Source organism: Agreia bicolorata, assembly GCF_000938265.1.
GTDB lineage: Bacteria > Actinomycetota > Actinomycetes > Actinomycetales > Microbacteriaceae > Agreia > Agreia bicolorata.
In genome coordinates, this window is the sequence record NZ_JYFC01000008.1 from 167758 (window position 1) to 188724 (window position 20967).

A 20967-nucleotide genomic window follows, 5' to 3' on the forward strand; every position below is an offset into this window, starting at 1 on the left:
CTCGTTCCTGGCCTGTACAGGCCTATCATGGGTGGCTTCTCTCGTATTCCGCGATGACCGCTCGGGGCTCTCCACATCGGCGCAGACGGCCCTGGTCGAACCACAACGCCGTGTCGCAGCGTTCTGCGAGGCGAAGGTCATGCGTTACCAGGACAAGTTGTTGGGGCATTTCGTCGAGCAGGTGATTGCTGATCCGCCGAGTGTTCGCGGCATCGAGGAGCGCGGTCGGCTCGTCGGCGACGATGAGTTGCGGCTCGCTCACGAGAACGGAGCTCAGTGCGAGGAGCTGCTTCTGCCCACCCGACAAGCTGTGCGCCGCAGAGTTCTCGTGGTGTGAGAGGCCGTGGGTCTGGATCATGCGCGACACTCGTTCGTCGACTTCCGTTCGAGACAGCCCTCGTCCGCGAAGTGAGAAGGCGATGTCTTCGGCAACTGTCGGCATCACGATCTGACTGTCGGGATTGCTGAAGATGAAGCCCACGCGGCGCCGTAGCAGCCGGGCCTGTCTGATGGGGTCGATTCCGTGCACTCTCACTTCGCCGCGGCTTGCGGAGGCCAATCCGTTGAGCAGTCGAGCGAAGGTCGACTTGCCGGATCCGTTGGATCCTATGACGGCGATACGTTTCTGATCGAGTAGAACGGAGACGTTGTCGAGTGCGGTCCTCTCGCCGAAGTCGACGGAAACCTGCCGAAACGAGATGAGCCGCTCAGAGTTCATCGGACGACCTCGAAGACTGCCGCGACGCCCATTCCCCCGCCGATGGCAGCCGTCGCGAGGCCCAGCGCGCCGGCGGGTGCATCCTGTCGGACGAGCCGGGAGAAGAGACGGACGACGCCGACCGCCCCGGAGGCGCCCCACGGATGCCCGAGTGCCAAGGCTCCCCCGTCTGCGCACACACGCGGGTCGACCCGATGGCGATCCGCAAGGTCCAGCGATTGAAGTACGGCGAGCGTCTGGGCCGAGAATGCCTCGACGATCTCGATGGCGGAGATCTGGGACAGGCTGACATTCGCGTCATGAAGCGCTCGGCGCACGGCGGCGACAGGCCCTATGCCGGGGAGAGCCGGATCGCATCCGATCGTCGACGCGGCAACCAAGGCCAGACCGGGCGCGCCCTGTCGCGCGGAGCGCGGCACCATCGCGACGGCGGCGGCTCCGTCACAGATTCGGCAGGAGTTGCCGGCGGTGACGGTGCCGTCGGCGTGACCGGAAGCGTCAGCAAAGAGCGGAACGAATCGTGAGAGCAGACGCGACACGTTCTCGCGCGGTCCGTCGTCGTTCGCCACGCCGTCGACGGAGACGATCTCAGCATCGAATATCTGTCGCCTCTGCGCAGCAAGCGCACGTTGGTGGCTTCGTCTCGCGTAGTCGTCCTGGTGTGCCCTGCTGATGCCGAACATCTGAGCTAGAGCCTCAGCCGCTGGGCCCATCTCCGGGTCGGGGAATCCGGTCGGAGCGAACGGTGCCCTCGTGTACGGCGCACCCGCGATCAGCCGAAGCGGCGCTGTCGAGGCGCTTTCGACGCCGCCAGCGATGCGCATCCGGTGATCGCCGGCCCTGATGGCCTCCCCCGCCGTGATGATGGCTGAGAGGCCGCTGCCGCATTGACGATCGATCGACATTCCGGGAACTGACGAGTCGAGCCCCGCTGCCAGCGCGGAGATACGACCGATATTGCCTCCTGGACCCATGCAGTTGCCCAGGACGACGTCGGCGACCTGCGCCCGCTGCCCCGTCGCCGACTCTGCATCGGTGACGCACTCGCGCACGACCGGGCCCGCCAGCTGTTCTGCGCCGAGGTGGGAGAGGCCGCCTCCTCTCACCGTGATGGGAGTGCGCCGGGCGGCGACGATGACAGCGGGTCCGTTGTCAGTCAAGGCGCCGGGCTTTCTTCTCGAGAGCACAGAGTCGGATCTGCGATCGGGCTGCTTTGCCCGTGCTTGTGCGAGGCATGTCCTCGGTCCAGAACCACCGTCGCGGAATGTGAGTGAGCGGAAGCCGAGCAGCCGCCTGCTCGCGGAGCCGCGCTGTCGACGGGCGTGAACTGCCCGGCGAGAACTGAACGAGCGCGGCGACGAGGGCTCCCGTTCTCTCGTTGGGTAGCCCGAAGACCGCCGCATCGTCTATGCCGTCGATGCTGCGCAATGCGGCCTCGACTTCGTCTGGAATGACCGTTGCGGAGCTGGTGAGGATGGCTCCGTCGATACGACCTCGAAGCATCAGTCGTCCGGAGGCATCGTTCTCCGCGCGGTCCCCAACGGTTCCCCAGCCCTCCCCGTCGACGCGAAAGGGTCCTCCGCCGTCTTCCAGATACCCGGATGCCAGATAGGCGGATCGGGCCCACAGCTCCCCGCCCACGATGCGAGTCTGAACTCCGGGGAACGGACGCAGACCGAGGCCGTCGTCATCGACCGCGACGAACGACAGTTCGGCCGCGCCGTAATAGCCGATCACCCGGATGCCCAGGGCCGCGCATCGTCTCCTCAGCGCGTGATCGAGGTGGTCGCCGCCGACGAGCGCGACTCGCATGCTGTGCGGCGCACCGCCCTCGATCACCTCCACGATGGCGCGCAAGGATTGCGGCGTCGTGTGCACGACGGTGGCGCGAGTGAGATGTTCGGCCGACGACGACGGCCGAGATGGAAGAAGGATGCTCGCGCCCACGGATCGTGAGTGGGCGACCGAGAAAAGTGTCAGCGACGAAGCCAGCGGTGCGGGGACGTAGACCACGTCGTCGGCAGTGAGTGCAAGCAGATCTGTGACGGCGGCGAAGGACACTTGCCATGACGACGCCGAACGAAGAATCACTCGGGGTGCGCCGCTGCTGCCCGAGCTGAAACTTGCCCATGCCTTGTCTCCCCCGACACACTCGGCTTTCGCGTGCGAGCTGACTGCCGACCAGTACTGCGTGCTCCAGCGGCTGTCTCCCACGAGCGGCACTCCGCCCGCTTCGCGCACAGCGAGCAGAGCGACGAGCGCATCGGCCGCGTTGTCGTCGAGTATGGGGTGGATGATCCCGATTCGCGGGTCGTTCTCGGCGACGAATCTGCTCACTCGTTCGTTCAGCTCAGCAGGGCCGATCGTCTTCGATCCATGGAGGATCGAGCCGGGTTTCGTCACGCAGTCACATCCGTATCCACCGGATGCTTCGGGTTGGTTCCGCGACTGAACGCCCGGGGATACGCGCGCCAGAGCGTGAGGGTGATGACTGTGGCAAGCACGGCTTTGACGAGGTCGCCAGGCAGGAAGACGGTGCTTGTCAGGGCTGTTTCGACGAGAGGAAGCCGGGTGACCAGAGCCTGGATCGGAATTCCGAAAGCGTAGACGACAAGGATGCCGCCCGTGACACAGGCAACTGCCGTGCGCCACCAGCGGGGCCTCTCCGAACCGACGGAAGCGATGGCGCCGATGACGACAACTCCGAAAATCCACCCGAGCAGGTATCCCGCCGACGGACCCACGAACATGCCTGCACCGCCCCGACCGCCGGACACGATTGGTAGTCCGAACAGCACCAGCGCCTCGAATGTGAGTATTGCGGCTGCCCCGCGCCACGGGCCGAGAATGGTTCCGGCCAGCATCACTCCCAACGTCTGCAGGGTGATTGGAACGGCTCCCCCGAAGACGGGAACTGCTCCGGGAAGACCGAGAACCGCAATAAGAGCGGCGAAAGCCGCTACTCGCGTCGTGTCACGCACGTCCCAAGCCGCTTGTTTGAACATCGTCTGCCTTCACTTGAACACCGTTCACCTGAACACCGTTCATGTTAGTTGTTATGATGAGCCTACGATGACCACGAACGCTACCCCTTCGGCAAGACCACAGCGACATTCCCGGAGTGACGTCGTCGATGCTGCGCTTGCGATTCTCGACGAATACGGTCTGCCTGATCTGACCATGCGTCGACTGGCGTTGACCTTGAACGTGCAGCCGAGCGCTCTGTATTGGCACTTCGAGAACAAGCAGACGTTGCTCGCGGCAGTGTCGGATCGAATCGTTCGTGGCACGCGCGTCGTGCACCATGGCGAAACCGACTGGGCGTCGGCCGTGCGCATCGAAGCCGAGGCGCTGCGGAACGCCCTGCTGTCGTTCAGAGACGGAGCCGAGGTCGTTCTGAGCTCCCAGGCTCTTGGTCTCGGGGCTGGTGAAGCCCTGGCACGACTCACTGCCGCAATTCACCTGGGCGACTTTGACGAACGCGTCGAACGAGCCGCCGCTGCAGCCTTTCTGCATTTCCTTCTCGGCCACGTCTCTCACGAACAGCAAAGGATCCAGGCGGACAGTCTGGGCGTCGTCATCTCTTCGCAGGGTGCGAAGCCGTCGGATGTCGACACCGAAGCACGCCGTGAACGTGACTCGTTCGACTTCGGGGTGTCCCTGCTCATTGCAGGACTCGCTGTGCAGAGCGAGGTCGCCCGTTAGGCACACCTCACGGGCGCGTCAGGCCAACGAGATCAGGTCGGCGTAGTCCTTGTTCCAGTGGTCCTCGACCCCGTCGGGCAGAATGAGCACGCGTTCGGGGTTGAGCGCTTCGACGGCGCCCTCATCGTGGCTGACGAGCACAACGGCACCCTCGTAGTGAGCCAGGGCGTCGAGAATCTCTTCGCGGCTCGCGGGGTCGAGGTTGTTCGTGGGCTCGTCGAGCAGCAGCACGTTGGCGCCCGATACGACGATCATGGCCAGGGCGAGGCGAGTCTTCTCTCCACCCGACAGAACGCCCGCGGGCTTGTGCGAGTCATCACCGGTGAAGAGGAAGGATCCGAGCACTCGGCGAGCCTCCATCTCGGTGATGTTCGGCGACGACGACACCATGTTCTCGAGCACGCTGCGCTTCACGTCGATGGTCTCGTGCTCCTGCGCGTAGTAGCCGATGCGCAGCCCGTGGCCGGGCTCTATCTGCCCGGTGTCGGGTTTGTCCGCTCCCCCGAGAATACGAAGGAGAGTCGTTTTGCCGGCACCGTTCAGCCCGAGGATGACCACCTTCGATCCCCGGTCGATAGCCAGATCGACTGCTGCGAAGATTTCAAGTGAGCCGTAGCTCTTTGAGAGGTTGGATGCCATGAGCGGGGTTCGGCCGCACGGCGCGGGGGTCGGGAAGCGCAGTTTGGCCACGCGGTCGACGGCGCGTACCTCCTCGAGGCCTGACAGCATCTTCTCTGCGCGGGCCACCATCTGGTGAGCCGCCGCGGCCTTCGACGCCTTCGCGCCGAACTTCGCTGCCTGCAACTGCAGAACCGATGCCTTCTTCTCGACGTTGACGCGCTCTTTCTTGCGGCGCTCTTCGTCGGCTGCGCGCTGGCGCAGGTAGTTCTTCCAATTCATGTTGTAGACGTCGATGACCTGGCGGTTGGCATCGAGGTAGAAGACCCTGTTCACTGTCTCGCCGACGAGTTCGATGTCGTGGCTGATCACGATGAATCCGCCGGAGTAGCTCTTGAGGAACTCGCGCAGCCAGACGACGCTGTCGGCGTCGAGGTGGTTCGTCGGCTCGTCGAGGATCAGCGTACGCGCGTCGGAGAAGAGGATGCGGGCGAGCTCGATACGCCGACGCTGTCCACCGGACAGAGTCGAGAGCGGCTGGTCGAGGATACGGTCGGGCAGGTTGAGGTTCGACGCGATCGACGCGGCCTCGGCCTCGGCCGCGTAGCCGCCGAGCGCGAGGAACCGATCGGTGAGGTTGCCGTACTTGGTCATGCCCTGAGCGCTGACCTTGGGGTCCGAGCTGCCCATGTCGGCCGTGGCCTGCTGCATGCCGAGCACGAGCTGTCCGAGCCCGCGGGCGTCGAGGATGCGGGTGCGGGCCAGATCCTCGGGGTTGCCCGACCTCGGGTCCTGAGGAAGATAGCCGATCTCGCCGTTCCGCTCGACCTTGCCGCCGTTCGACAGCTGCTCCCCCGCCAGGACTTTCGTGAGTGTTGTCTTGCCTGCGCCGTTGCGGCCGACGAGACCGATCTTGTCGCCATCGGCGACCCGGAACGAGACGTCTTGCATGAGCACCCGTGCACCGACCCGTAGTTCGAGGTCTTGAACATTCAGCACAGGCACAATCCATTTCTTCTCATACGCTCTCGCGCTGAGTGTTTGGGGGAAGAACTTCAGTATAAAACTCGGGACGCCGGACCTCCGTGACAACAGACGAAGGCCCCGATCCGATATCGATCCGGTCGGGGCCTGGTCTGCTCACATCGTCGGGAGCTGCAGGATGTGAAGCACGACTACATCGAGAAGCCGAGGGCCCGCATCATCTCGCGGCCGTCATCGGTGATCTTCTCCGGACCCCACGGCGGCATCCAGACCCAGTTGATGCGGAACTGCTCGACCGTGCCGTCGAGCGCCTGCGCCGTCTCCTCCTCGATCACGTCGGTGAGGGGGCATCCGGCACTGGTCAGGGTCATGCTGATGAGAAGGGCGTCGTTCTCGTCGTCCCAGGCGAGATCGTAGATCAGTCCGAGATCGACGATGTTGACCCCGAGCTCTGGGTCCATCACGTCTTTCAGCTTGTCTTCGATCTCATCGAAGCGCTGCGGGGAGAGTGTCGACGCCATGATTACGAGCCGACGTTCACGTTCGAGAGGAAGCGGTCGTAGCCCTCGTTCTCGAGGCGCACAGCGAGCTCCGGCCCACCCTGCTCGACGACCTTTCCCGCGACGAACACGTGAACGAAGTCGGGCTGAATGTACTTGAGGATGCGGTTGTAATGCGTGATGAGCAGGATGCCGAGCCCGGTGTTCGCCTTGGCGCGGTTGACGCCCTCGGACACGATCTTCAGAGCGTCGACGTCGAGACCCGAGTCGGTCTCGTCGAGCACGGCGAACTTGGGCTTCAGCAGCTCGAGCTGGAGGATCTCGTTGCGCTTCTTCTCGCCGCCCGAGAACCCCTCGTTGACATTGCGCTCACGGAACGACTTGTCCATGCGCAGCTGCGACATCGAGGAGTCGAGGTCTTTGATCCAACCGCGAATGGGCGGAGCGGTGCCGTCGATGGCCGTCTTCGCAGTGCGGAGGAAGTTCGACACGCTCACGCCGGGGATTTCGACGGGATACTGCATGGCGAGGAACAGGCCGGCGCGGGCGCGCTCGTCGACGGTCATGGTGAGTACCTCTTCGCCATCGAGCTTCACGGAGCCGCTCTCGACGGTGTACTTGGGGTGTCCGGCGATCGCATAGGCGAGGGTGGACTTGCCGGAGCCGTTCGGGCCCATGATCGCGTGGGTCTCGCCTTCGCCGATCGACAGATCGACGCCCCGAAGGATCTGCTTGGTTCCCTGCTCGGTCTCCACGCTCACGTGGAGATCGCGGATCTCAAGATTCGACATGGCTACACAATCTCTTTCGTTTTGGTCGGGTCGATGTAGACATCTCCATCAACGATGGTGAGTTCATACACCGGAACCGGCTCGTAGGCCGGGAGGGTAAGGGGCTTTCCTGAGGTGACAGAGAACTTGGAGCCGTGGGCCCAGCACTCGAGCGTCTCGCCTTCTACGAAGCCTTCGGCGAGTGAGATATCGCCATGGGTGCAGGTGTCACCGATCGCGTGACATTCTCCGGCTGAGTCCATAACGAGGGCGATGGCCACGTTATCGATGACGACGCGCACCGCCTCGTTCGGCGTGAGGTCGGACACACTGCAGATGAGTTCGGCGGCCATGGCTCAGATCCCCTGTGCGCGCGTCAGCTCGGCCTCGATGGCTGCTGAGAGTTCCGACTCCACCTGCTCGGAGCCGATCTGAGCCACGATCTCGGCGAGGAAGCCGCGAACGACGAGACGGCGAGCCTCGTCTTCGGGGATGCCTCGGGACTGCAGATAGAACAGCTGTTCGTCGTCGAAGCGGCCGGTCGATGACGCGTGGCCGGCACCCTGGATGTCTCCGGTCTCGATCTCGAGGTTCGGAATGGAGTCGGCGCGGGGGCCCTCGGAGAGCACGAGGTTGCGGTTCTCTTCGTAGCTGTCTGTGCCGGTCGCGTGCGGTCCGATCAGTACATCGCCCACCCAGACCGAGCGCGCGGTCGCACCCTGAAGGGCACCCTTGTACTTGACTCGGCTCTTTGTCTGGGCCGCGACGTGATCGATGTACACGCGCTGCTCGAGATGCTGGCCGGCGTCGGCGAAGTACGCGCCGAACGCGCTGCCGTCGGCGCCGGTCTCGACGAGGTGGATCGACGGGTTGACCCGCACGACTCCCCCACCGAGGCTGATGACGATGTGGCGCAGGCGCGCGTCACGTCCGACCCGGGCGAAGTGACTGGCGAGGTGGTTGCTCTCGTCTGTCCACTCCTGCACCGTGACGACGGTGAGCTGTGCCTGCTCGCCGACCACGATCTCTACGTTCTCGGAGAGCTGTGCGTCGCCGGAGTTGCTGAGGATGACGAGACCCTGGCTGAAGGGGGCGGCGGTGATCACCGTGTGGGCTGCGCGATTCACGTGTCCGAGACCGGAGCGGATGACGCGGTACTCGTGGAGTTCTTCGCCCGAAACATCGATGGCGAGGGCTTTCTCGAAAGACGACCACGCGTTCGCGCTGGCCCGCTCTTCGGGCGCGCCGGCGGTGCCGATTCGCGCATCCGATCGGTCGACCCAGCTCGCGGCAACACCGGGCACGCCCTCGGGAAGTGTTGTGGCCGGTGCCGAGCCGTCGAGCTCACCCTCGGTGAGCGACGCGATGCGGGAGACCGGCGTGAGCTTCCACTCGAGCTCGAATCCGGTGACCTTCTCGAAGTCGTCGACAGAGGTCGACGTGAAGCGCTCCGCACGCGACTGCACGGGCACATAGGCGTCGCCCCCGTCGGAGTGGGCCTTCAGGCCGTGCTGTTCTGTCTCGATGAGACCGGTGTTCGCTGAGACTGCTGCGGACATCTAGCCGACACTGCCTTCCATGCCCATTTCGATGAGCTTGTTGAGTTCGAGTGCGTACTCCATCGGGAGTTCGCGGGCGATCGGTTCGATGAAGCCGCGCACGATCATGGCCATGGCCTCGTCTTCGGGCAGACCGCGGCTCATGAGATAGAACAGCTGCTCTTCGCTGACGCGCGAGACGGTCGCCTCGTGTCCGAGTTGAACGTCGTCGACCCGGATGTCGATGGCCGGGTAGGTGTCGGAGCGCGACTGGGTGTCGACCAGCAGGGCATCACAGCGCACGGTGTTGGCCGAGTGGTGCGCGTTCTCGGCCATGCGGACCTCGCCGCGGTAGCCCGCGCGGCCGCCGCCTCGAGCGATGGACTTCGACACGATGGACGACTGTGTGTATGGAGCCATGTGGATCATCTTGGCGCCGGCGTCCTGATGCTGGCCCGGGCCGGCGAATGCGACCGACAGCGTCTCGCCCTTGGCGTGCTCGCCGACCAGGTAGATCGACGGGTACTTCATGGTGACCTTGGAGCCGATGTTTCCGTCGATCCACTCCATGGTGGCGCCCTCGTGCGCGATTGCGCGCTTGGTCACCAGGTTGTAGACGTTGTTCGACCAGTTCTGGATCGTCGTGTAGCGAACGCGGGCGTTCTTCTTGACGATGATCTCGACCACGGCGGAGTGCAGCGAGTCGGACTTGTAGATCGGAGCCGTGCAGCCCTCGATGTAGTGCACGTAGCTGCCCTCATCGGCGATGATCAGCGTGCGCTCGAACTGGCCCATGTTCTCGGTGTTGATGCGGAAGTAGGCCTGAAGCGGGATCTCGACGTGCACGTTCTTGGGAACATAGACGAACGATCCGCCCGACCACACGGCTGTGTTCAGCGCGGCGAACTTGTTGTCACCGGCGGGGATGACCGTGCCGAAGTACTCGGTGAAGAACTCGGGGTGCTCGCGAAGCGCCGTATCGGTGTCCATGAAGATGACGCCCTGGGCCTCGAGATCTTCGCGAATCGTGTGATAAACGACCTCGGACTCGTACTGGGCTGCGACGCCGGAGACGAGACGCTGACGCTCGGCCTCGGGGATGCCGAGACGCTCGTAGGTGTTCTTGATGTCGTCGGGCAGGTCATCCCAGGTGGTCGCCTGCTTCTCGGTCGACCGCACGAAGTATTTGATGTTGTCGAAGTCGATGCCGGAGAGATCTGCACCCCACGTGGGCATCGGCTTGCGCTCGAAGAGCTGAAGACCCTTGAGGCGGTTCTTCAGCATCCATTCGGGTTCGCTCTTGAGGGCGGAGATGCCCTTGACGACGTCGGCATCGACCCCGCGTTTCGCGACGGCACCCGCCGCATCGGAGTCGGACCAACCGAATTCGTAAACCCCCAGGTTTTCGAGTTCCGGACGGTCGATTAGTACGTCAGACATAACTTTCTCCCTTCCTCGTTGATCTCAACCCACGGTCAGCGGCAGGCATTCCAGACCGGGGTATTTATGTGATTCGGCGCAGATCACCGAAATGATTGCCTGATCACGTTCTCGTGGGGAGAACACCCGTACTTAGAATGTACTGAGGTCTGGGGGCGTGAGCCCCGCCCAACGCTGGGCGATATGCGCAAAACGCGTTCGAACGCGGATTTCTACAACTTTCAGATTCTACAGGCAATGCCTGTCGGAAAGTAGATCGCCGACCTTTTCATCGACAAGTCTTGACAAGGAATTCTCCCGCTCGTGAAGCGACTCATTGCATATCTGCCCACCTCGGTCGGCCGTCCGGCACGGATACTGGCATGGTTCTCCCTCGCGTTCCAGGTGGTGCTCATCGGCACGGGCGGTGCTGTGCGATTGACCGGGTCGGGTCTCGGATGCCCCACCTGGCCGCGCTGCACCGAATCGTCGTTCGTCTCGACACCGGAGATGGGCATCCACGGAGTCATCGAATTCGCAAACCGCATGCTCACGTTCGTGCTGGCTCTGATCGTCATTGCCGTATTCCTTGCCGTCGTGCGCTTCTGGAGAGAACGCAGGGACCTCTTCGTGCTGACGCTGCTGCAGGGTCTGTCTATTCCTCTGCAGGCCGTCATCGGCGGCATCACCGTGCTCACCGGTCTCAACCCGTTCATCGTGGGTGTGCACTTCGTGATTTCGATCCTGCTCGTCGTGAATGCGACGATTCTCGTCTACCGCGTGTACCGCGGCCCGCGCGGTGCTCGACGCGAGGCGCCCCTCTGGTATCTGATCGTGGCTCACATTGCGTCGTTGTTCGTCGCCATCACGGTCGTCATCGGCATCCTGACCACCGGCTCGGGCCCGCATGCCGGCGATGAGAAGACGCCGCGCAACGGCCTCGACGCCGAATTGCTGCAGCACTTCCACAGCTGGCCGGCCTACGTGCTGCTTGGCCTCACAGTGGTGCTCGTGGCCGGATCCTTTGTTCTGAGGCTGGGCGTGCGGCGCTGGGCGCTCGCGCTTCTGGCCGTCGAGGCGCTGCAGGTCATCGTCGGGCTGACGCAGGCGCGACTGGGTCTGCCTCCCCTGCTCGTCGGGATCCACATGGTGCTTGCGGGACTGCTTGTAGCCGCGATGACAGTCGTCGTGCTGTCGCTGCGTTCGTCGGCGAACGCCCCCGAATCGGTAGACGACCCGTGGGAGCTCAGCTCCGCCGGTCGGACCCCGCGCCGATCGCCGAGTGTCGGCTAGAACCGAAGCAGCGGGTCGATGGCGACCGCGAGGAAGACGAGCGTCAGGTAGCTGATCGACGCGTGGAAGACACGCATCGGCTTGACCTCATATCCGTGGATGGCCCGGTTGTAGAGCCGGTGCGTCTCGTAGATGAACCAAGCGCCCGAAGCTACCGCGACCACGCTGTACACGAGTCCCATCGGCGCGACCGGGATAAGCAGCAACGAACACGCGACTGTGGCCCACGCATAGAGAATCGTCTGGAGTCCGACGACGGCGCGACCGCGCACCACGGCGAGCATCGGCACGTTCGCGGCCTTGTACTCGTCGCGGTACTTCATCGACAGCGGCCAGTAGTGCGGCGGCGTCCAGAGAAAGATGACGCCGAAGAGGACGAACGGGGTCCAGCTGAGCGAGTTCGTGACGGCGGCCCATCCGATGAGCACCGGCATGCACCCGGCGATGCCGCCCCACACGATGTTCTGCGAGGTACGGCGCTTCAGCCAGACCGTGTAGAGGAAGACGTAGAGCAGGATCGCGACAAGCGACAGTGCTGCGGCGAGGAGATTGGCGAAGACGGCCAGCCACACGATGGATGCAACGCCAATAATCCACGCGAAGACGAGGGCCTCACGATCGGTCAGCTCGCCGGTGACGAGCGGTCGCCCCTGGGTGCGTTTCATGACCCGGTCGATATCGCGGTCGATGTAGCAGTTGAACGCTCCCGCGCTTCCGGCGCTCAGGGCACCGCCGATCAGCGTGGCGACGACGAGCCAGAGGTTAGGAATGCCGTTCTGCGCCAGGATCATCACCGGCGCGGTCGTCACGAGAAGCAGCTCGATAACCCGGGGCTTCGTCAAGGCGACGTAGGCCTTGGCTTTCGCAGACAGGCTGATACGCCGCTCTTCTGTGCGGCCCTCTACAGCGACGTTCATTGCTCCTCAAACTGTTGCCGGCCCCCACGCGAAGCGCGCGCGATCCCGAACCAGTCTAGGCGATCGGTACTCGTCGCTCGCCCGGAGCCGATACCGTGGCTCTCATGACAGCTCGTGAGCCCAGCACTCCGGAGGAATTCGCGGCCCTGGCCGCGCGCATCGAAGACGAGGTGGCGGAGTTGTGGCTGGATGCCTTCGGCCCATCGGATGCGCTGCGACTGGGTCTCATTCTGGTGCGCAGGGCGACGGAAGGGTCGTTTCCGGTCGCCATCGACATCCGGCGCGGCAACCAGATTCTCTTTCATGTCGCCCTGGAGGGAGCCCAGGCAGACAACGACGTCTGGATCGCCCGCAAGGCCCGTGCTGTCGAGCGCTTCGGCATTCCCTCGCTGCTTCTCGGCACGCGCCCGAAGATCGCGGGCAGGCTCATCGAGGACGAGGGTTGGTTCGACCAGATGACATACGCGGCTCACGGCGGCAGCTTTCCCCTGTCGGTGAGAGGAGTTGGGATCGGTGGCTGTGGCGACTGTCTCGGGATTGCCTCAGATCGACGATCACGACCTCGTCGTGACCGCGTTACGTGAGTTTGTCGAGGGGTAGTCACGCTGTGCGCCCGATTCCCTATACTTGTAGCGGCGACACAGCAGTCGGTGTTTCCTGCGTGTCTTTCTAGCGGAGAAGCCATGTCGCACAGTGCCGAAGACGTACCGTGCACTGGCTGTCATTCGCCGGTCTTTCACGCGGTTCTCCCTGCTGCCGATGGCAACACGGCGCCTGACGGGCAAATCTGCCCAGTCTGCAACTAAGAAGGGGCTTATTCCTCGTGGCATCATTCCAATGGACTCCCATTGACGACCAGGCCGTATCCACGGCGAAAGTTCTTGCGGCGGACGCCGTCGAGAAGGTAGGAAACGGGCATCCGGGAACGGCCATCAGCCTTGCCCCCGCCGCGTACCTCCTTTTCCAGAAGGTCATGCGACGCGATCCGAGTGACAACGAGTGGATCGGTCGCGACCGCTTCATTCTGTCGGTCGGACACAGCTCGCTCACGCAGTACATCCAGCTCTATCTCGGTGGCTACGGCCTCGAACTCGACGACCTCAAGGCGCTGCGCACCTGGGGTTCGCTCACCCCGGGCCACCCCGAGTACGGCCACACCGATGGCGTCGAGATCACGACCGGTCCGCTCGGACAGGGTCTCTCCTCCGCCGTCGGCTTCGCCTATGCGTCGCGCTTCGAGCGTGGCCTGTTCGACCCCGAGGCAGAAGCGGGCACGAGCCCCTTCGATCACTTCATCTACACCATCGCCGGCGACGGCGACCTGCAGGAGGGCGTGACGAGCGAAGCATCGTCGCTCGCCGGACACCAGCAGCTCGGCAACCTCATCGCGATCTACGACAGCAACCAGATCTCGATCGAAGACGACACGAACATCGCCTTCACCGAAGACGTGCACGCGCGGTACGAGGCCTACAACTGGCACGTGCAGGTAGTCGACTGGAAGAAGACCGGCGAGTACGTCGAAGACGTCGAGGCTCTGTTCACCGCCATCGAGGCCGCCAAGGCCGAGACGAGCAAGCCGTCGCTCATCATTCTCAAGACCATCATCGGATGGCCGTCGCCGAAGAAGCAGAACACCGGCAAGATCCACGGCTCGGCTCTCGGCGCCGAAGAGCTGAAGGGCCTCAAGGAGGTTCTGGGGTTCGACCCCGAGCAGAGCTTCGAGGTCTCCGACGAGGTCATCGCTCACACCCGCGGTGCCGTCTCGCGCGGTCAGGCCGAGCACGCCGAATGGAACCAGGCGTTCGACGCCTGGGCCGCGGCGAACCCCGAGAAGAAGACCCTCCTCGACCGCGTGCTCTCGGGCGACGTGCCCGAAGGGCTCGAAGAGGCTCTGCCTGTCTTCGAAGCGGGCAAGGCCGTCTCGACCCGCGCCGCTTCCGGCAAGGTCATCAACGCGATCGCGCCGATCATGCCCGAGTTCTGGGGCGGATCCGCCGACCTGGCGGAGTCGAACAACACGACGATCGAGTCGGGTGCGTCGTTCATTCCGGCCGAGCACTCGACCCACGAGTGGACGGGAAACCCGTACGGCCGCGTTTTGCACTTCGGCATCCGTGAGCACGCCATGGGCGCGATCCTCAACGGAATCGTTCTGCACGGCAACACTCGCCCGTTCGGTGGCACCTTCCTCATCTTCAGCGACTACATGCGTCCGGCCGTTCGACTCGCTGCCCTCATGAAGTCCCCCGCGATCTACGTCTGGACCCACGACTCGGTCGCGCTCGGAGAAGACGGACCGACGCACCAGCCGATCGAGCAGCTCTCGACGCTTCGCGCCATTCCCGGCCTCGACATCGTGCGCCCCGGCGACGCCAACGAGGTCGCCTACGCATGGAAGACCATCCTCGAGCGCCGCAACGGGCCCGCGGGCATCGCGCTGACGCGCCAGAACATCCCGGTGTTCGAGCGTGGCGAGGGCGACGCCAGCGGCGAGACCTTCGCGTCGGCGAAGAATGTCGCCAAGGGCGCGTACGTGCTGGCCGAGGCTCCGAACGGCACGCCCGACGTGATCTTCATCGCCACCGGCTCGGAGGTGCAGATCGCCGTCGAGGCGCGCGAGCTCCTCAAGAACGAGGGCATCAACGCCCGCGTCGTGTCGGCACCGAGCCTCGAGTGGTTCGAGGAGCAGAGCGCCGAATACCGCGAGTCGGTTCTTCCCGCCGCGATCAAGGCCCGCGTCTCGATCGAGGCCGGCCTCGACCTGACCTGGCGCGCCTACGTGGGAGACCACGGCAAGAGCGTGTCGATCGAGCACTTCGGCGCTTCCGCCGACTACCAGACACTGTTCCGCGAGTTCGGCATCACCACCGAGCACGCCATCGAAGCCGCAAAGCTCTCGATCTCGTCGCTGTAGACCACACGAATCTTCAAGGAGTACTTACATGACCGACACAACACCCACCGCCCAGCTCTCTGCAGCCGGTGTCAGCATCTGGCTCGACGACCTGTCGCGTGAGCGCATCACCTCGGGCGGACTCGAGAAGCTGATCGCCGAGAAGAACGTCGTCGGGGTCACCACGAACCCGTCGATCTTCGCCGCCGCCCTCACGAACGGCGAGTCCTACGCGGCGCAGGTCGCCGAGCTGGCCAAGGCCGGCAAGAACGTCACCGAGGCTGTCTTCGAGATCACCACGCAGGACGTCGCGAACGGCTGCGACATCTTCCGCCCCATCTACGACGCCACGAACGGCTTCGACGGACGCGTGTCGATCGAGGTCGAGCCGGGCCTGGCGAACGACGCCGCCGGCACGACGAAGCAGGCCAAGGAGCTCTTCGACAAGGTCGCGAAAGAGAACGTGCTGATCAAGATCCCCGCGACGATCGCGGGCCTCGAGGCCATCACCGAGACCATCGCGGCCGGCATCAGCGTCAACGTCACGCTGATCTTCAGCCTCGCCCGCTACCGCGACGTCATCAACGCCTACCTGGCCGGCCTCGAGCGCGCCAAGGCGGCAGGGCTCGACCTGTCGAAGATCCACAGTGTCGCATCGTTCTTCGTGTCGCGCGTCGACACCGAGATCGACAAGCGTCTTGTCGCAATCGGCACCGACGAGGCCCTCGCCCTCAAGAGCAAGGCTGGCGTCGCCAATGCCCAGCTCGCGTACGAGGTCTACGAGCAGGCGTTCTCGACCGAGCGCGCAGCGGGACTCCTTGCCGCCGGAGCCAACAAGCAGCGCCCGCTGTGGGCATCCACCGGCGTCAAAGACCCGGCCGTGCCCGACACGACCTACGTCACCGAGCTCGTGGCTCCTGAGGTCGTCAACACGATGCCCGAGAAGACCCTCGACGCGACATTCGACCACGGCGTGATCACCGGCGATACCATCACCGGTTCCTACGCTGCGGCCAACAAGGTCCTCGATGAGATCGCGGCGCAGGGCATCTCCTACGCCGAGGTCACCGAGCTGCTCGAGACCGAGGGTGTCGATAAGTTCATCGTCTCGTGGAATGAACTCCTTGAGACGGTCACGACGGCGCTCGAGTCCTCGAAATGAGTGTCCGGATCCACCTTCCCGGCGCGGCGAATGCCGCGGCCGGGAAGGTCGATCCGGCCTCCGCCTCATCCGGCCCCCCGCATTCTCACAGTCGGCTTGCCCAATGATCCCCCGCGTTTCATTTCGTCGACAGGGCCGCACAGACCGAAGCTGCGCGAGTCATTCTGTGGCCGATGTTCCTCGGCACTTCCACCCCGAGTCACGGCCGGTTCTGACCGACCTGTCCCGTACCGCATCTAGCCCGTTCTCGCCGCTGTCCTAGCGCCGAAATAACCCGTCGACCCAGAAGGTCTCAAGGAGTTTCATGCCACCGGTAGAAATCACTCCGGAATACAATCCGCTCAGAATCCCTTCGGATCGGCGGCTCAATCGAATCGCAGGCCCGAGCGGTCTCGTCATCTTCGGCGTGACAGGCGACCTGTCACGCAAGAAGCTGATGCCGGCTGTGTACGACCTCGCGAACCGCGGTCTGCTGCCCCCCGGCTTCTCACTCATCGGATTCGCGCGTCGTGATTGGGAGGACCAAGACTTCGAGCGGGTCGTTCACGACGCCGTCAAGGAGTACGCGCGCACCCCGTTCGACGAGGACGTGTGGCGTCAGCTCTCCGAGGGAATCCGATTCGTCTCGGGCGAGTTCAGTGACGACGAGGCATTCGACCACCTCAAAGAGACCATCGACGCCCTCGATGCCGAGCGAGGAACCATGGGCAACTATGCGTTCTATCTCTCGGTACCGCCGAAGGCGTTCCCGTTGGTCACCGAGCAGCTGCGTCGTTCGGGACTCGCTCATCCCGAGGATGGCCAGTGGCGCCGAGTCGTCATCGAGAAGCCCTTCGGCAGCGACCTGAAGACGGCTCGCGAACTCAATGATGTCGTCGAGTCGGTCTTCGCGCCCGACTCTGTATTCCGTATCGACCACTACCTCGGCAAGGAGACCGTTCAGAACATTCTGGCGCTCCGCTTCGCCAATCAGCTGTACGAGCCCATTTGGAACTCGAACTACGTCGACCACGTGCAGATCACCATGGCCGAAGACATCGGTGTGGGTGGACGCGCCGGGTATTACGACGGCATCGGCGCTGCACGCGACGTCATTCAGAACCACCTGCTGCAGCTTCTCGCTCTCACGGCGATGGAAGAGCCCATCTCGTTCAACGCTGCTGATCTTCGCGCGGAGAAGGAGAAGGTTCTCGCCGCCATCCGGCTGCCGAAGGATCTGGCCAAGCACACCGCACGTGGGCAGTACGCGGGCGGATGGCAGGGTGGAGAGAAGGTGACCGGCTTCCTCGAGGAAGACGGAATGAACCCCGAATCCCTCACGGAGACCTATGCGGCCATGCGGCTCGACATCGGCACACGTCGTTGGTCTGGTGTTCCCTTCTACCTGCGTGCGGGCAAGAGGCTCGGCCGACGTGTCACCGAGATCGCGGTCGTCTTCAAGCGCGCGCCGCAGTATCTGTTCGCAGAGAGCCAGACATCGGCACTCGGCCAGAACGCGCTCGTGATCCGCGTGCAGCCCGATGAGGGTGTCACCATCCGCTTCGGTTCCAAGGTTCCCGGCGCCGGTATGCAGGTGCGCGACGTGACCATGGACTTCGGCTACGGCCACGCCTTCACCGAGGCGAGCCCCGAGGCCTACGAGCGGCTCATCCTGGACGTGCTCCTCGGAGACCCGCCGCTGTTCCCCCGCCAGGAAGAGGTCGAACTCTCCTGGAAGATCCTCGACCCGATCGAGGAGTTCTGGACCACCCAGGGACAGCCCGATCAGTACCGCCCCGGAACCTGGGGCCCCGACTCCGCGGACGAGATGCTCGCCCGCGACGGAAGAACCTGGAGGCGTCCATGATCGTCGATCTGCCCGATACCAACACAAGCAAGGTCTCGAAGGCCCTCGTCAAGATTCGCGAGGAGGGCGGCGCCGTCGCACTCGGTCGCGTTCTGACCCTGGTCATCCGCACTGCCCTCGGCCAGGAGGAAGACGCGATCGAGGCGGCCAACGATGCCTCGCGCGAACACCCCATGCGCGTGATCGTCGTGTCGACCGATGTCGACGACGGCGTGAAGTCGGGTCGCGGTGCGCGACTGGATGCGCAGATCCGTGTGGGTGGCGACGCCGGCGCGAGCGAGGTCATCCTGCTCAAGGCTTACGGTGCGGCGGCAAGCGACGAAGAGGGACTCGTGACCGGTCTGCTTCTGCCCGACGCACCCGTCGTCGTGTGGTGGCCGGGCGATGCACCTGAATCGCCGTCGACATCCGACCTCGGCCGAATCGCCCAGCGTCGTATCACCGACTCGTCGAACAGCAGCAACCCGAACGAGACTCTTCGCACGCTGTCGAAGAACTACTCCCCCGGCGACACCGATTTCGCTTGGACTCGACTCACGCTCTGGCGTGCGCAGTTGGCTGCGGTGCTCGACCAGCCGCCATTCGAGCCCGTCGAGGCTATCGAGGTGTCAGGCGCGTCCGATTCTCCGTCGACCCTTCTGCTCGCGGCCTGGCTCCGCCACCAGCTCCGGGTGTCTGTCGACTACGGAATCTCCTCCCGTGCCAACGGCTCCAGCGGCATTCACGGGGTGAAGCTCTCTCGTTCATCCGGCGTCATCGAACTCGAGCGTTCGGTGCCCAACGTGGCGACCCTGGTCCAGCCCAACCAGCCGCTGCACGATCTGGCTCTCCCCCGTCGGTCGCTCCGCGACTGCCTGGCTGAAGAGCTGCGCCGGCTCGACCCCGACGACCTGTACGGCGAGGTGCTCACCCGCGGAGTGCTCGAACTGGGTGAACCGGATTCCGACACGGTGGCCGGCGCCGCGAAGACGACAGCAGAGGTGCGTTAAGCGATGACGAACGAACGCCGTGTGCTGATCCATCCCGACAAGGCATCCCTGTCGGGATCTGTGGCGGCGCGATTCATCACGAAGACCATCGATCTGCTCGAAGATCGTGACGCTGTGAACGTGGTTCTGACGGGCGGATCAGTCGGAACGGCGGTTCTCGCGGCGATCAACGCCTCGCCTGCCCGAGACAGCGTCGACTGGAACAGGGTCAGTTTCTGGTGGGGCGATGAGCGTTTCGTCCCCCGAAACGATCCTGACCGCAATGAGCTGCAGGCACGCGAGGCGCTGCTCGATCACATCGACGTGCCAGCCGCCCAGGTCCACCCGTTCCCGTCTAGCGACGAGATCGCCGATATCGACGAGGCTGCAGCGACCTATGCGCTCGAGCTGCTCGAGGCGGGCGATGGCAACGACTACCCCAAGTTCGACATCACCTTTCTGGGCGTAGGTCCCGACGGGCACATCGCCTCGCTCTTCCCTGGGCAGGAAGCCGTTCGTGTGACCGATGCGACCGTCGTAGCCGTGAGGGAATCCCCCAAGCCGCCGCCGCAGCGTCTGAGCCTCACCCTGCCCGTCATCCGATCTTCGGATCGCATCTGGCTGGTTCTCGCGGGCTCGGACAAGGCATCGGCGCTCGGCCTCGCTCTTGCCGGAGCCAGCACCGACGAGGTACCCGTCGCCGGAGCCGAAGGACGTCGACGCACGGTCTTCTTCGTCGATAAGGATGCGGCATCGGAAGTGCCGGAGTATTTGATCACCCCGACCTACTACTGATCGGCGTCCACATACGAAGAAGCCCCCTGGCACTGCCAGGGGGCTTCTTCGTTGTCTATGCTCGGGCGAACGCCGATCAGGCGGTCGTCGTGCCGCGCCTCGCACGAAGTTGCGTCAGCGCATCTTCGAGAAGCTGTGCGGCCTCTTCTTCGGTGCGGCGTTCTTTGACGTACGCCAGGTGAGTCTTGTAGGGCTCGAGCTTCACGACGGAAGGGGGGTTCTCCTTGTCGCGGCCCGCCGGAAGGCCGGACGACGGGCAGTCGATGGTCTCGGGAATCTCTTCTTCGGGCAACGTCGCTGCGAAGTACTTGACGGTCTCGTTACCCAGCGCGTCCCAGTAGGAGACCTTGATGCGATCGGCGTGGAAGCCCCGATCCTGTTCGCCCATCGGGCCTGCGCCCACCCGGGATCCACGAATTGCACTGCCGCCTGAAGCCACGAGGTTCTCCTAGATTCCGGAATCGAATTTGGTGATGAGGCCGAGAACCACGATGCACGTGACCCAGACGAGGCCGAGAATCACTGTGATGCGGTTGAGGTTGCGCTCCGCGACGCCGGAGGCGCCCAAGTTGGAGGTGACGCCGCCGCCGAACATGTCGGAGAGGCCCCCGCCGCGACCACGGTGGAGAAGGATGAGGAGGGTCAGAAGGAGGCTCGTGATACCGAGCAGCACCTGTAGAACGACCTGAAGGATCTGCACGAATTGCCTCTCAAGAATGATGGCCGACCGGTGTGAAGCCAGACCAACGTCAATTATACCTGTACGTTGCCGCTGTGACGCACCATGACTTGCAGCGGCGCACAAAAGGCCGACCCGGGTGGGCCGGCCTCTCTGGTG

21 protein-coding genes are annotated in these 20967 nt (G+C 64.0%); 8 read left to right on the forward strand and 13 right to left on the reverse strand.

Going from position 1 to position 20967, the window contains the following annotated elements:
• Positions 1-25: 25 nt before the first annotated feature.
• From TZ00_RS16460 to TZ00_RS16475, 4 genes are read right to left on the reverse strand one after another with little or no spacing between them, the layout of a single operon-like run.
• Positions 26-718: an energy-coupling factor ABC transporter ATP-binding protein gene (locus TZ00_RS16460; RefSeq protein ID WP_044443347.1), complete on the reverse strand. Its 693-nt coding sequence runs from the start codon at positions 716-718 to the stop codon at positions 26-28.
• Positions 715-1878: a thiolase family protein gene (locus TZ00_RS16465; protein WP_044443348.1), complete on the reverse strand. Its 1164-nt coding sequence runs from the start codon at positions 1876-1878 to the stop codon at positions 715-717. Before TZ00_RS16465 ends, TZ00_RS16460 begins: the two co-directional genes overlap by 4 nt.
• The gene (locus tag TZ00_RS16470) at positions 1871-3121 is read right to left on the reverse strand and encodes a class I adenylate-forming enzyme family protein (protein ID WP_052521648.1); all 1251 of its coding nucleotides are present in this window, start codon (positions 3119-3121) and stop codon (positions 1871-1873) included. The genes TZ00_RS16465 and TZ00_RS16470 overlap by 8 nt, the downstream gene beginning before the upstream one ends.
• Positions 3118-3723, reverse strand: a complete 606-nt coding sequence (locus tag TZ00_RS16475) for a biotin transporter BioY (RefSeq protein WP_044443349.1) — start codon at positions 3721-3723, stop codon at positions 3118-3120. The genes TZ00_RS16470 and TZ00_RS16475 overlap by 4 nt, the downstream gene beginning before the upstream one ends.
• Positions 3724-3790: 67 nt before the next feature.
• Between TZ00_RS16475 and TZ00_RS16480 the strand changes: the two genes are divergently transcribed.
• The gene (locus TZ00_RS16480; protein ID WP_044443351.1) at positions 3791-4423 is read left to right on the forward strand and encodes a TetR family transcriptional regulator; all 633 of its coding nucleotides are present in this window, start codon (positions 3791-3793) and stop codon (positions 4421-4423) included.
• A gap of 18 nt (positions 4424-4441) precedes the next feature.
• Here TZ00_RS16480 and TZ00_RS16485 read toward each other — a convergent pair whose 3' ends face one another.
• The 6 genes from TZ00_RS16485 to sufB form a co-directional block, all read right to left on the reverse strand.
• Positions 4442-6040, reverse strand: coding sequence for an ABC-F family ATP-binding cassette domain-containing protein (locus TZ00_RS16485; protein WP_044443479.1), 1599 nt, complete (start codon positions 6038-6040; stop codon positions 4442-4444).
• A gap of 176 nt (positions 6041-6216) precedes the next feature.
• The gene (locus tag TZ00_RS16490) at positions 6217-6546 is read right to left on the reverse strand and encodes a metal-sulfur cluster assembly factor (protein WP_044443352.1); all 330 of its coding nucleotides are present in this window, start codon (positions 6544-6546) and stop codon (positions 6217-6219) included.
• Between the two features lie 2 nt (positions 6547-6548).
• Positions 6549-7316 carry a Fe-S cluster assembly ATPase SufC gene (sufC, locus tag TZ00_RS16495; RefSeq protein ID WP_044443354.1) on the reverse strand — a complete coding sequence of 256 codons (768 nt, stop codon included), beginning with the start codon at positions 7314-7316 and terminating at the stop codon, positions 6549-6551.
• Positions 7317-7318: 2 nt separating this feature from the next.
• A complete protein-coding gene (locus TZ00_RS16500; protein ID WP_044443356.1) occupies positions 7319-7648 on the reverse strand; it encodes a non-heme iron oxygenase ferredoxin subunit in 330 nt (109 codons plus the stop codon).
• A 3-nt stretch (positions 7649-7651) separates the two neighbouring features.
• On the reverse strand, positions 7652-8854 hold the full coding sequence (sufD, locus tag TZ00_RS16505; RefSeq protein WP_084606232.1) for a Fe-S cluster assembly protein SufD: 1203 nt from the start codon (positions 8852-8854) through the stop codon (positions 7652-7654).
• Entirely contained in the window at positions 8855-10273 is a 1419-nt protein-coding gene (sufB, locus tag TZ00_RS16510; RefSeq protein ID WP_044443358.1) for a Fe-S cluster assembly protein SufB, read from the reverse strand.
• 303 nt (positions 10274-10576) lie between these two features.
• On the opposite strand from sufB, the gene TZ00_RS16515 reads away from it, so the two are divergent.
• The gene (locus TZ00_RS16515) at positions 10577-11545 is read left to right on the forward strand and encodes a COX15/CtaA family protein (RefSeq protein WP_044443361.1); all 969 of its coding nucleotides are present in this window, start codon (positions 10577-10579) and stop codon (positions 11543-11545) included.
• Here the strand turns inward: TZ00_RS16515 and TZ00_RS16520 are convergent.
• A complete protein-coding gene (locus TZ00_RS16520; protein WP_044443363.1) occupies positions 11542-12462 on the reverse strand; it encodes a heme o synthase in 921 nt (306 codons plus the stop codon). The two genes, TZ00_RS16515 and TZ00_RS16520, sit on opposite strands and share 4 nt — an antisense overlap.
• 104 nt (positions 12463-12566) lie before the next feature.
• Here TZ00_RS16520 and TZ00_RS16525 point away from each other — a divergent pair, with 104 nt between their 5' ends.
• The 6 genes from TZ00_RS16525 to pgl all read left to right on the forward strand — a co-directional run bounded on the left by TZ00_RS16525 (position 12567) and on the right by pgl (position 20129).
• On the forward strand, positions 12567-13046 hold the full coding sequence (locus TZ00_RS16525; RefSeq protein WP_238579729.1) for a heme-binding protein: 480 nt from the start codon (positions 12567-12569) through the stop codon (positions 13044-13046).
• Positions 13047-13285: 239 nt separating this feature from the next.
• On the forward strand, positions 13286-15379 hold the full coding sequence (tkt, locus tag TZ00_RS16530; protein ID WP_044443365.1) for a transketolase: 2094 nt from the start codon (positions 13286-13288) through the stop codon (positions 15377-15379).
• Between the two features lie 28 nt (positions 15380-15407).
• Positions 15408-16520 carry a transaldolase gene (gene tal / locus TZ00_RS16535; RefSeq protein ID WP_044443367.1) on the forward strand — a complete coding sequence of 371 codons (1113 nt, stop codon included), beginning with the start codon at positions 15408-15410 and terminating at the stop codon, positions 16518-16520.
• A 304-nt stretch (positions 16521-16824) separates the two neighbouring features.
• Positions 16825-18366 (forward strand): glucose-6-phosphate dehydrogenase, encoded by a 1542-nt coding sequence (gene zwf, locus TZ00_RS16540; RefSeq protein WP_044443368.1) that lies wholly within the window; start codon positions 16825-16827, stop codon positions 18364-18366.
• Positions 18363-19355: a glucose-6-phosphate dehydrogenase assembly protein OpcA gene (locus tag TZ00_RS16545; RefSeq protein ID WP_044443370.1), complete on the forward strand. Its 993-nt coding sequence runs from the start codon at positions 18363-18365 to the stop codon at positions 19353-19355. The genes zwf and TZ00_RS16545 overlap by 4 nt, the downstream gene beginning before the upstream one ends.
• A 3-nt stretch (positions 19356-19358) precedes the next feature.
• Positions 19359-20129 (forward strand): 6-phosphogluconolactonase, encoded by a 771-nt coding sequence (gene pgl / locus TZ00_RS16550; protein ID WP_044443371.1) that lies wholly within the window; start codon positions 19359-19361, stop codon positions 20127-20129.
• A 76-nt stretch (positions 20130-20205) separates the two neighbouring features.
• Here the strand turns inward: pgl and TZ00_RS16555 are convergent, their stop codons facing one another.
• Positions 20206-20568, reverse strand: coding sequence for an RNA polymerase-binding protein RbpA (locus TZ00_RS16555; RefSeq protein ID WP_044443372.1), 363 nt, complete (start codon positions 20566-20568; stop codon positions 20206-20208).
• 9 nt (positions 20569-20577) lie between these two features.
• Complete coding sequence (gene secG / locus TZ00_RS16560; protein WP_044443373.1) at positions 20578-20829, reverse strand: preprotein translocase subunit SecG; 252 nt, start codon at positions 20827-20829, stop codon at positions 20578-20580.
• Between the last annotated feature and the right edge of the window lie 138 nt (positions 20830-20967).

What these genes read in the sequence shown, in the direction of transcription:
- TZ00_RS16460 (WP_044443347.1), bottom strand. Translation starts at nt 718, where the DNA reads ATGAACTCTGAGCGGCTCATCTCGTTTCGGCAGGTTTCCGTCGACTTC.
- TZ00_RS16475 (WP_044443349.1), bottom strand. Translation starts at nt 3,723, where the DNA reads ATGTTCAAACAAGCGGCTTGGGACGTGCGTGACACGACGCGAGTAGCG.
- TZ00_RS16480 (WP_044443351.1), top strand. Translation starts at nt 3,791, where the DNA reads ATGACCACGAACGCTACCCCTTCGGCAAGACCACAGCGACATTCCCGG.
- TZ00_RS16490 (WP_044443352.1), bottom strand. Translation starts at nt 6,546, where the DNA reads ATGGCGTCGACACTCTCCCCGCAGCGCTTCGATGAGATCGAAGACAAG.
- sufC (WP_044443354.1), bottom strand. Translation starts at nt 7,316, where the DNA reads ATGTCGAATCTTGAGATCCGCGATCTCCACGTGAGCGTGGAGACCGAG.
- TZ00_RS16500 (WP_044443356.1), bottom strand. Translation starts at nt 7,648, where the DNA reads ATGGCCGCCGAACTCATCTGCAGTGTGTCCGACCTCACGCCGAACGAG.
- sufD (WP_084606232.1), bottom strand. Translation starts at nt 8,854, where the DNA reads ATGTCCGCAGCAGTCTCAGCGAACACCGGTCTCATCGAGACAGAACAG.
- sufB (WP_044443358.1), bottom strand. Translation starts at nt 10,273, where the DNA reads ATGTCTGACGTACTAATCGACCGTCCGGAACTCGAAAACCTGGGGGTT.
- TZ00_RS16520 (WP_044443363.1), bottom strand. Translation starts at nt 12,462, where the DNA reads ATGAACGTCGCTGTAGAGGGCCGCACAGAAGAGCGGCGTATCAGCCTG.
- TZ00_RS16525 (WP_238579729.1), top strand. Translation starts at nt 12,567, where the DNA reads ATGACAGCTCGTGAGCCCAGCACTCCGGAGGAATTCGCGGCCCTGGCC.
- tal (WP_044443367.1), top strand. Translation starts at nt 15,408, where the DNA reads ATGACCGACACAACACCCACCGCCCAGCTCTCTGCAGCCGGTGTCAGC.
- zwf (WP_044443368.1), top strand. Translation starts at nt 16,825, where the DNA reads ATGCCACCGGTAGAAATCACTCCGGAATACAATCCGCTCAGAATCCCT.
- TZ00_RS16545 (WP_044443370.1), top strand. Translation starts at nt 18,363, where the DNA reads ATGATCGTCGATCTGCCCGATACCAACACAAGCAAGGTCTCGAAGGCC.
- pgl (WP_044443371.1), top strand. Translation starts at nt 19,359, where the DNA reads ATGACGAACGAACGCCGTGTGCTGATCCATCCCGACAAGGCATCCCTG.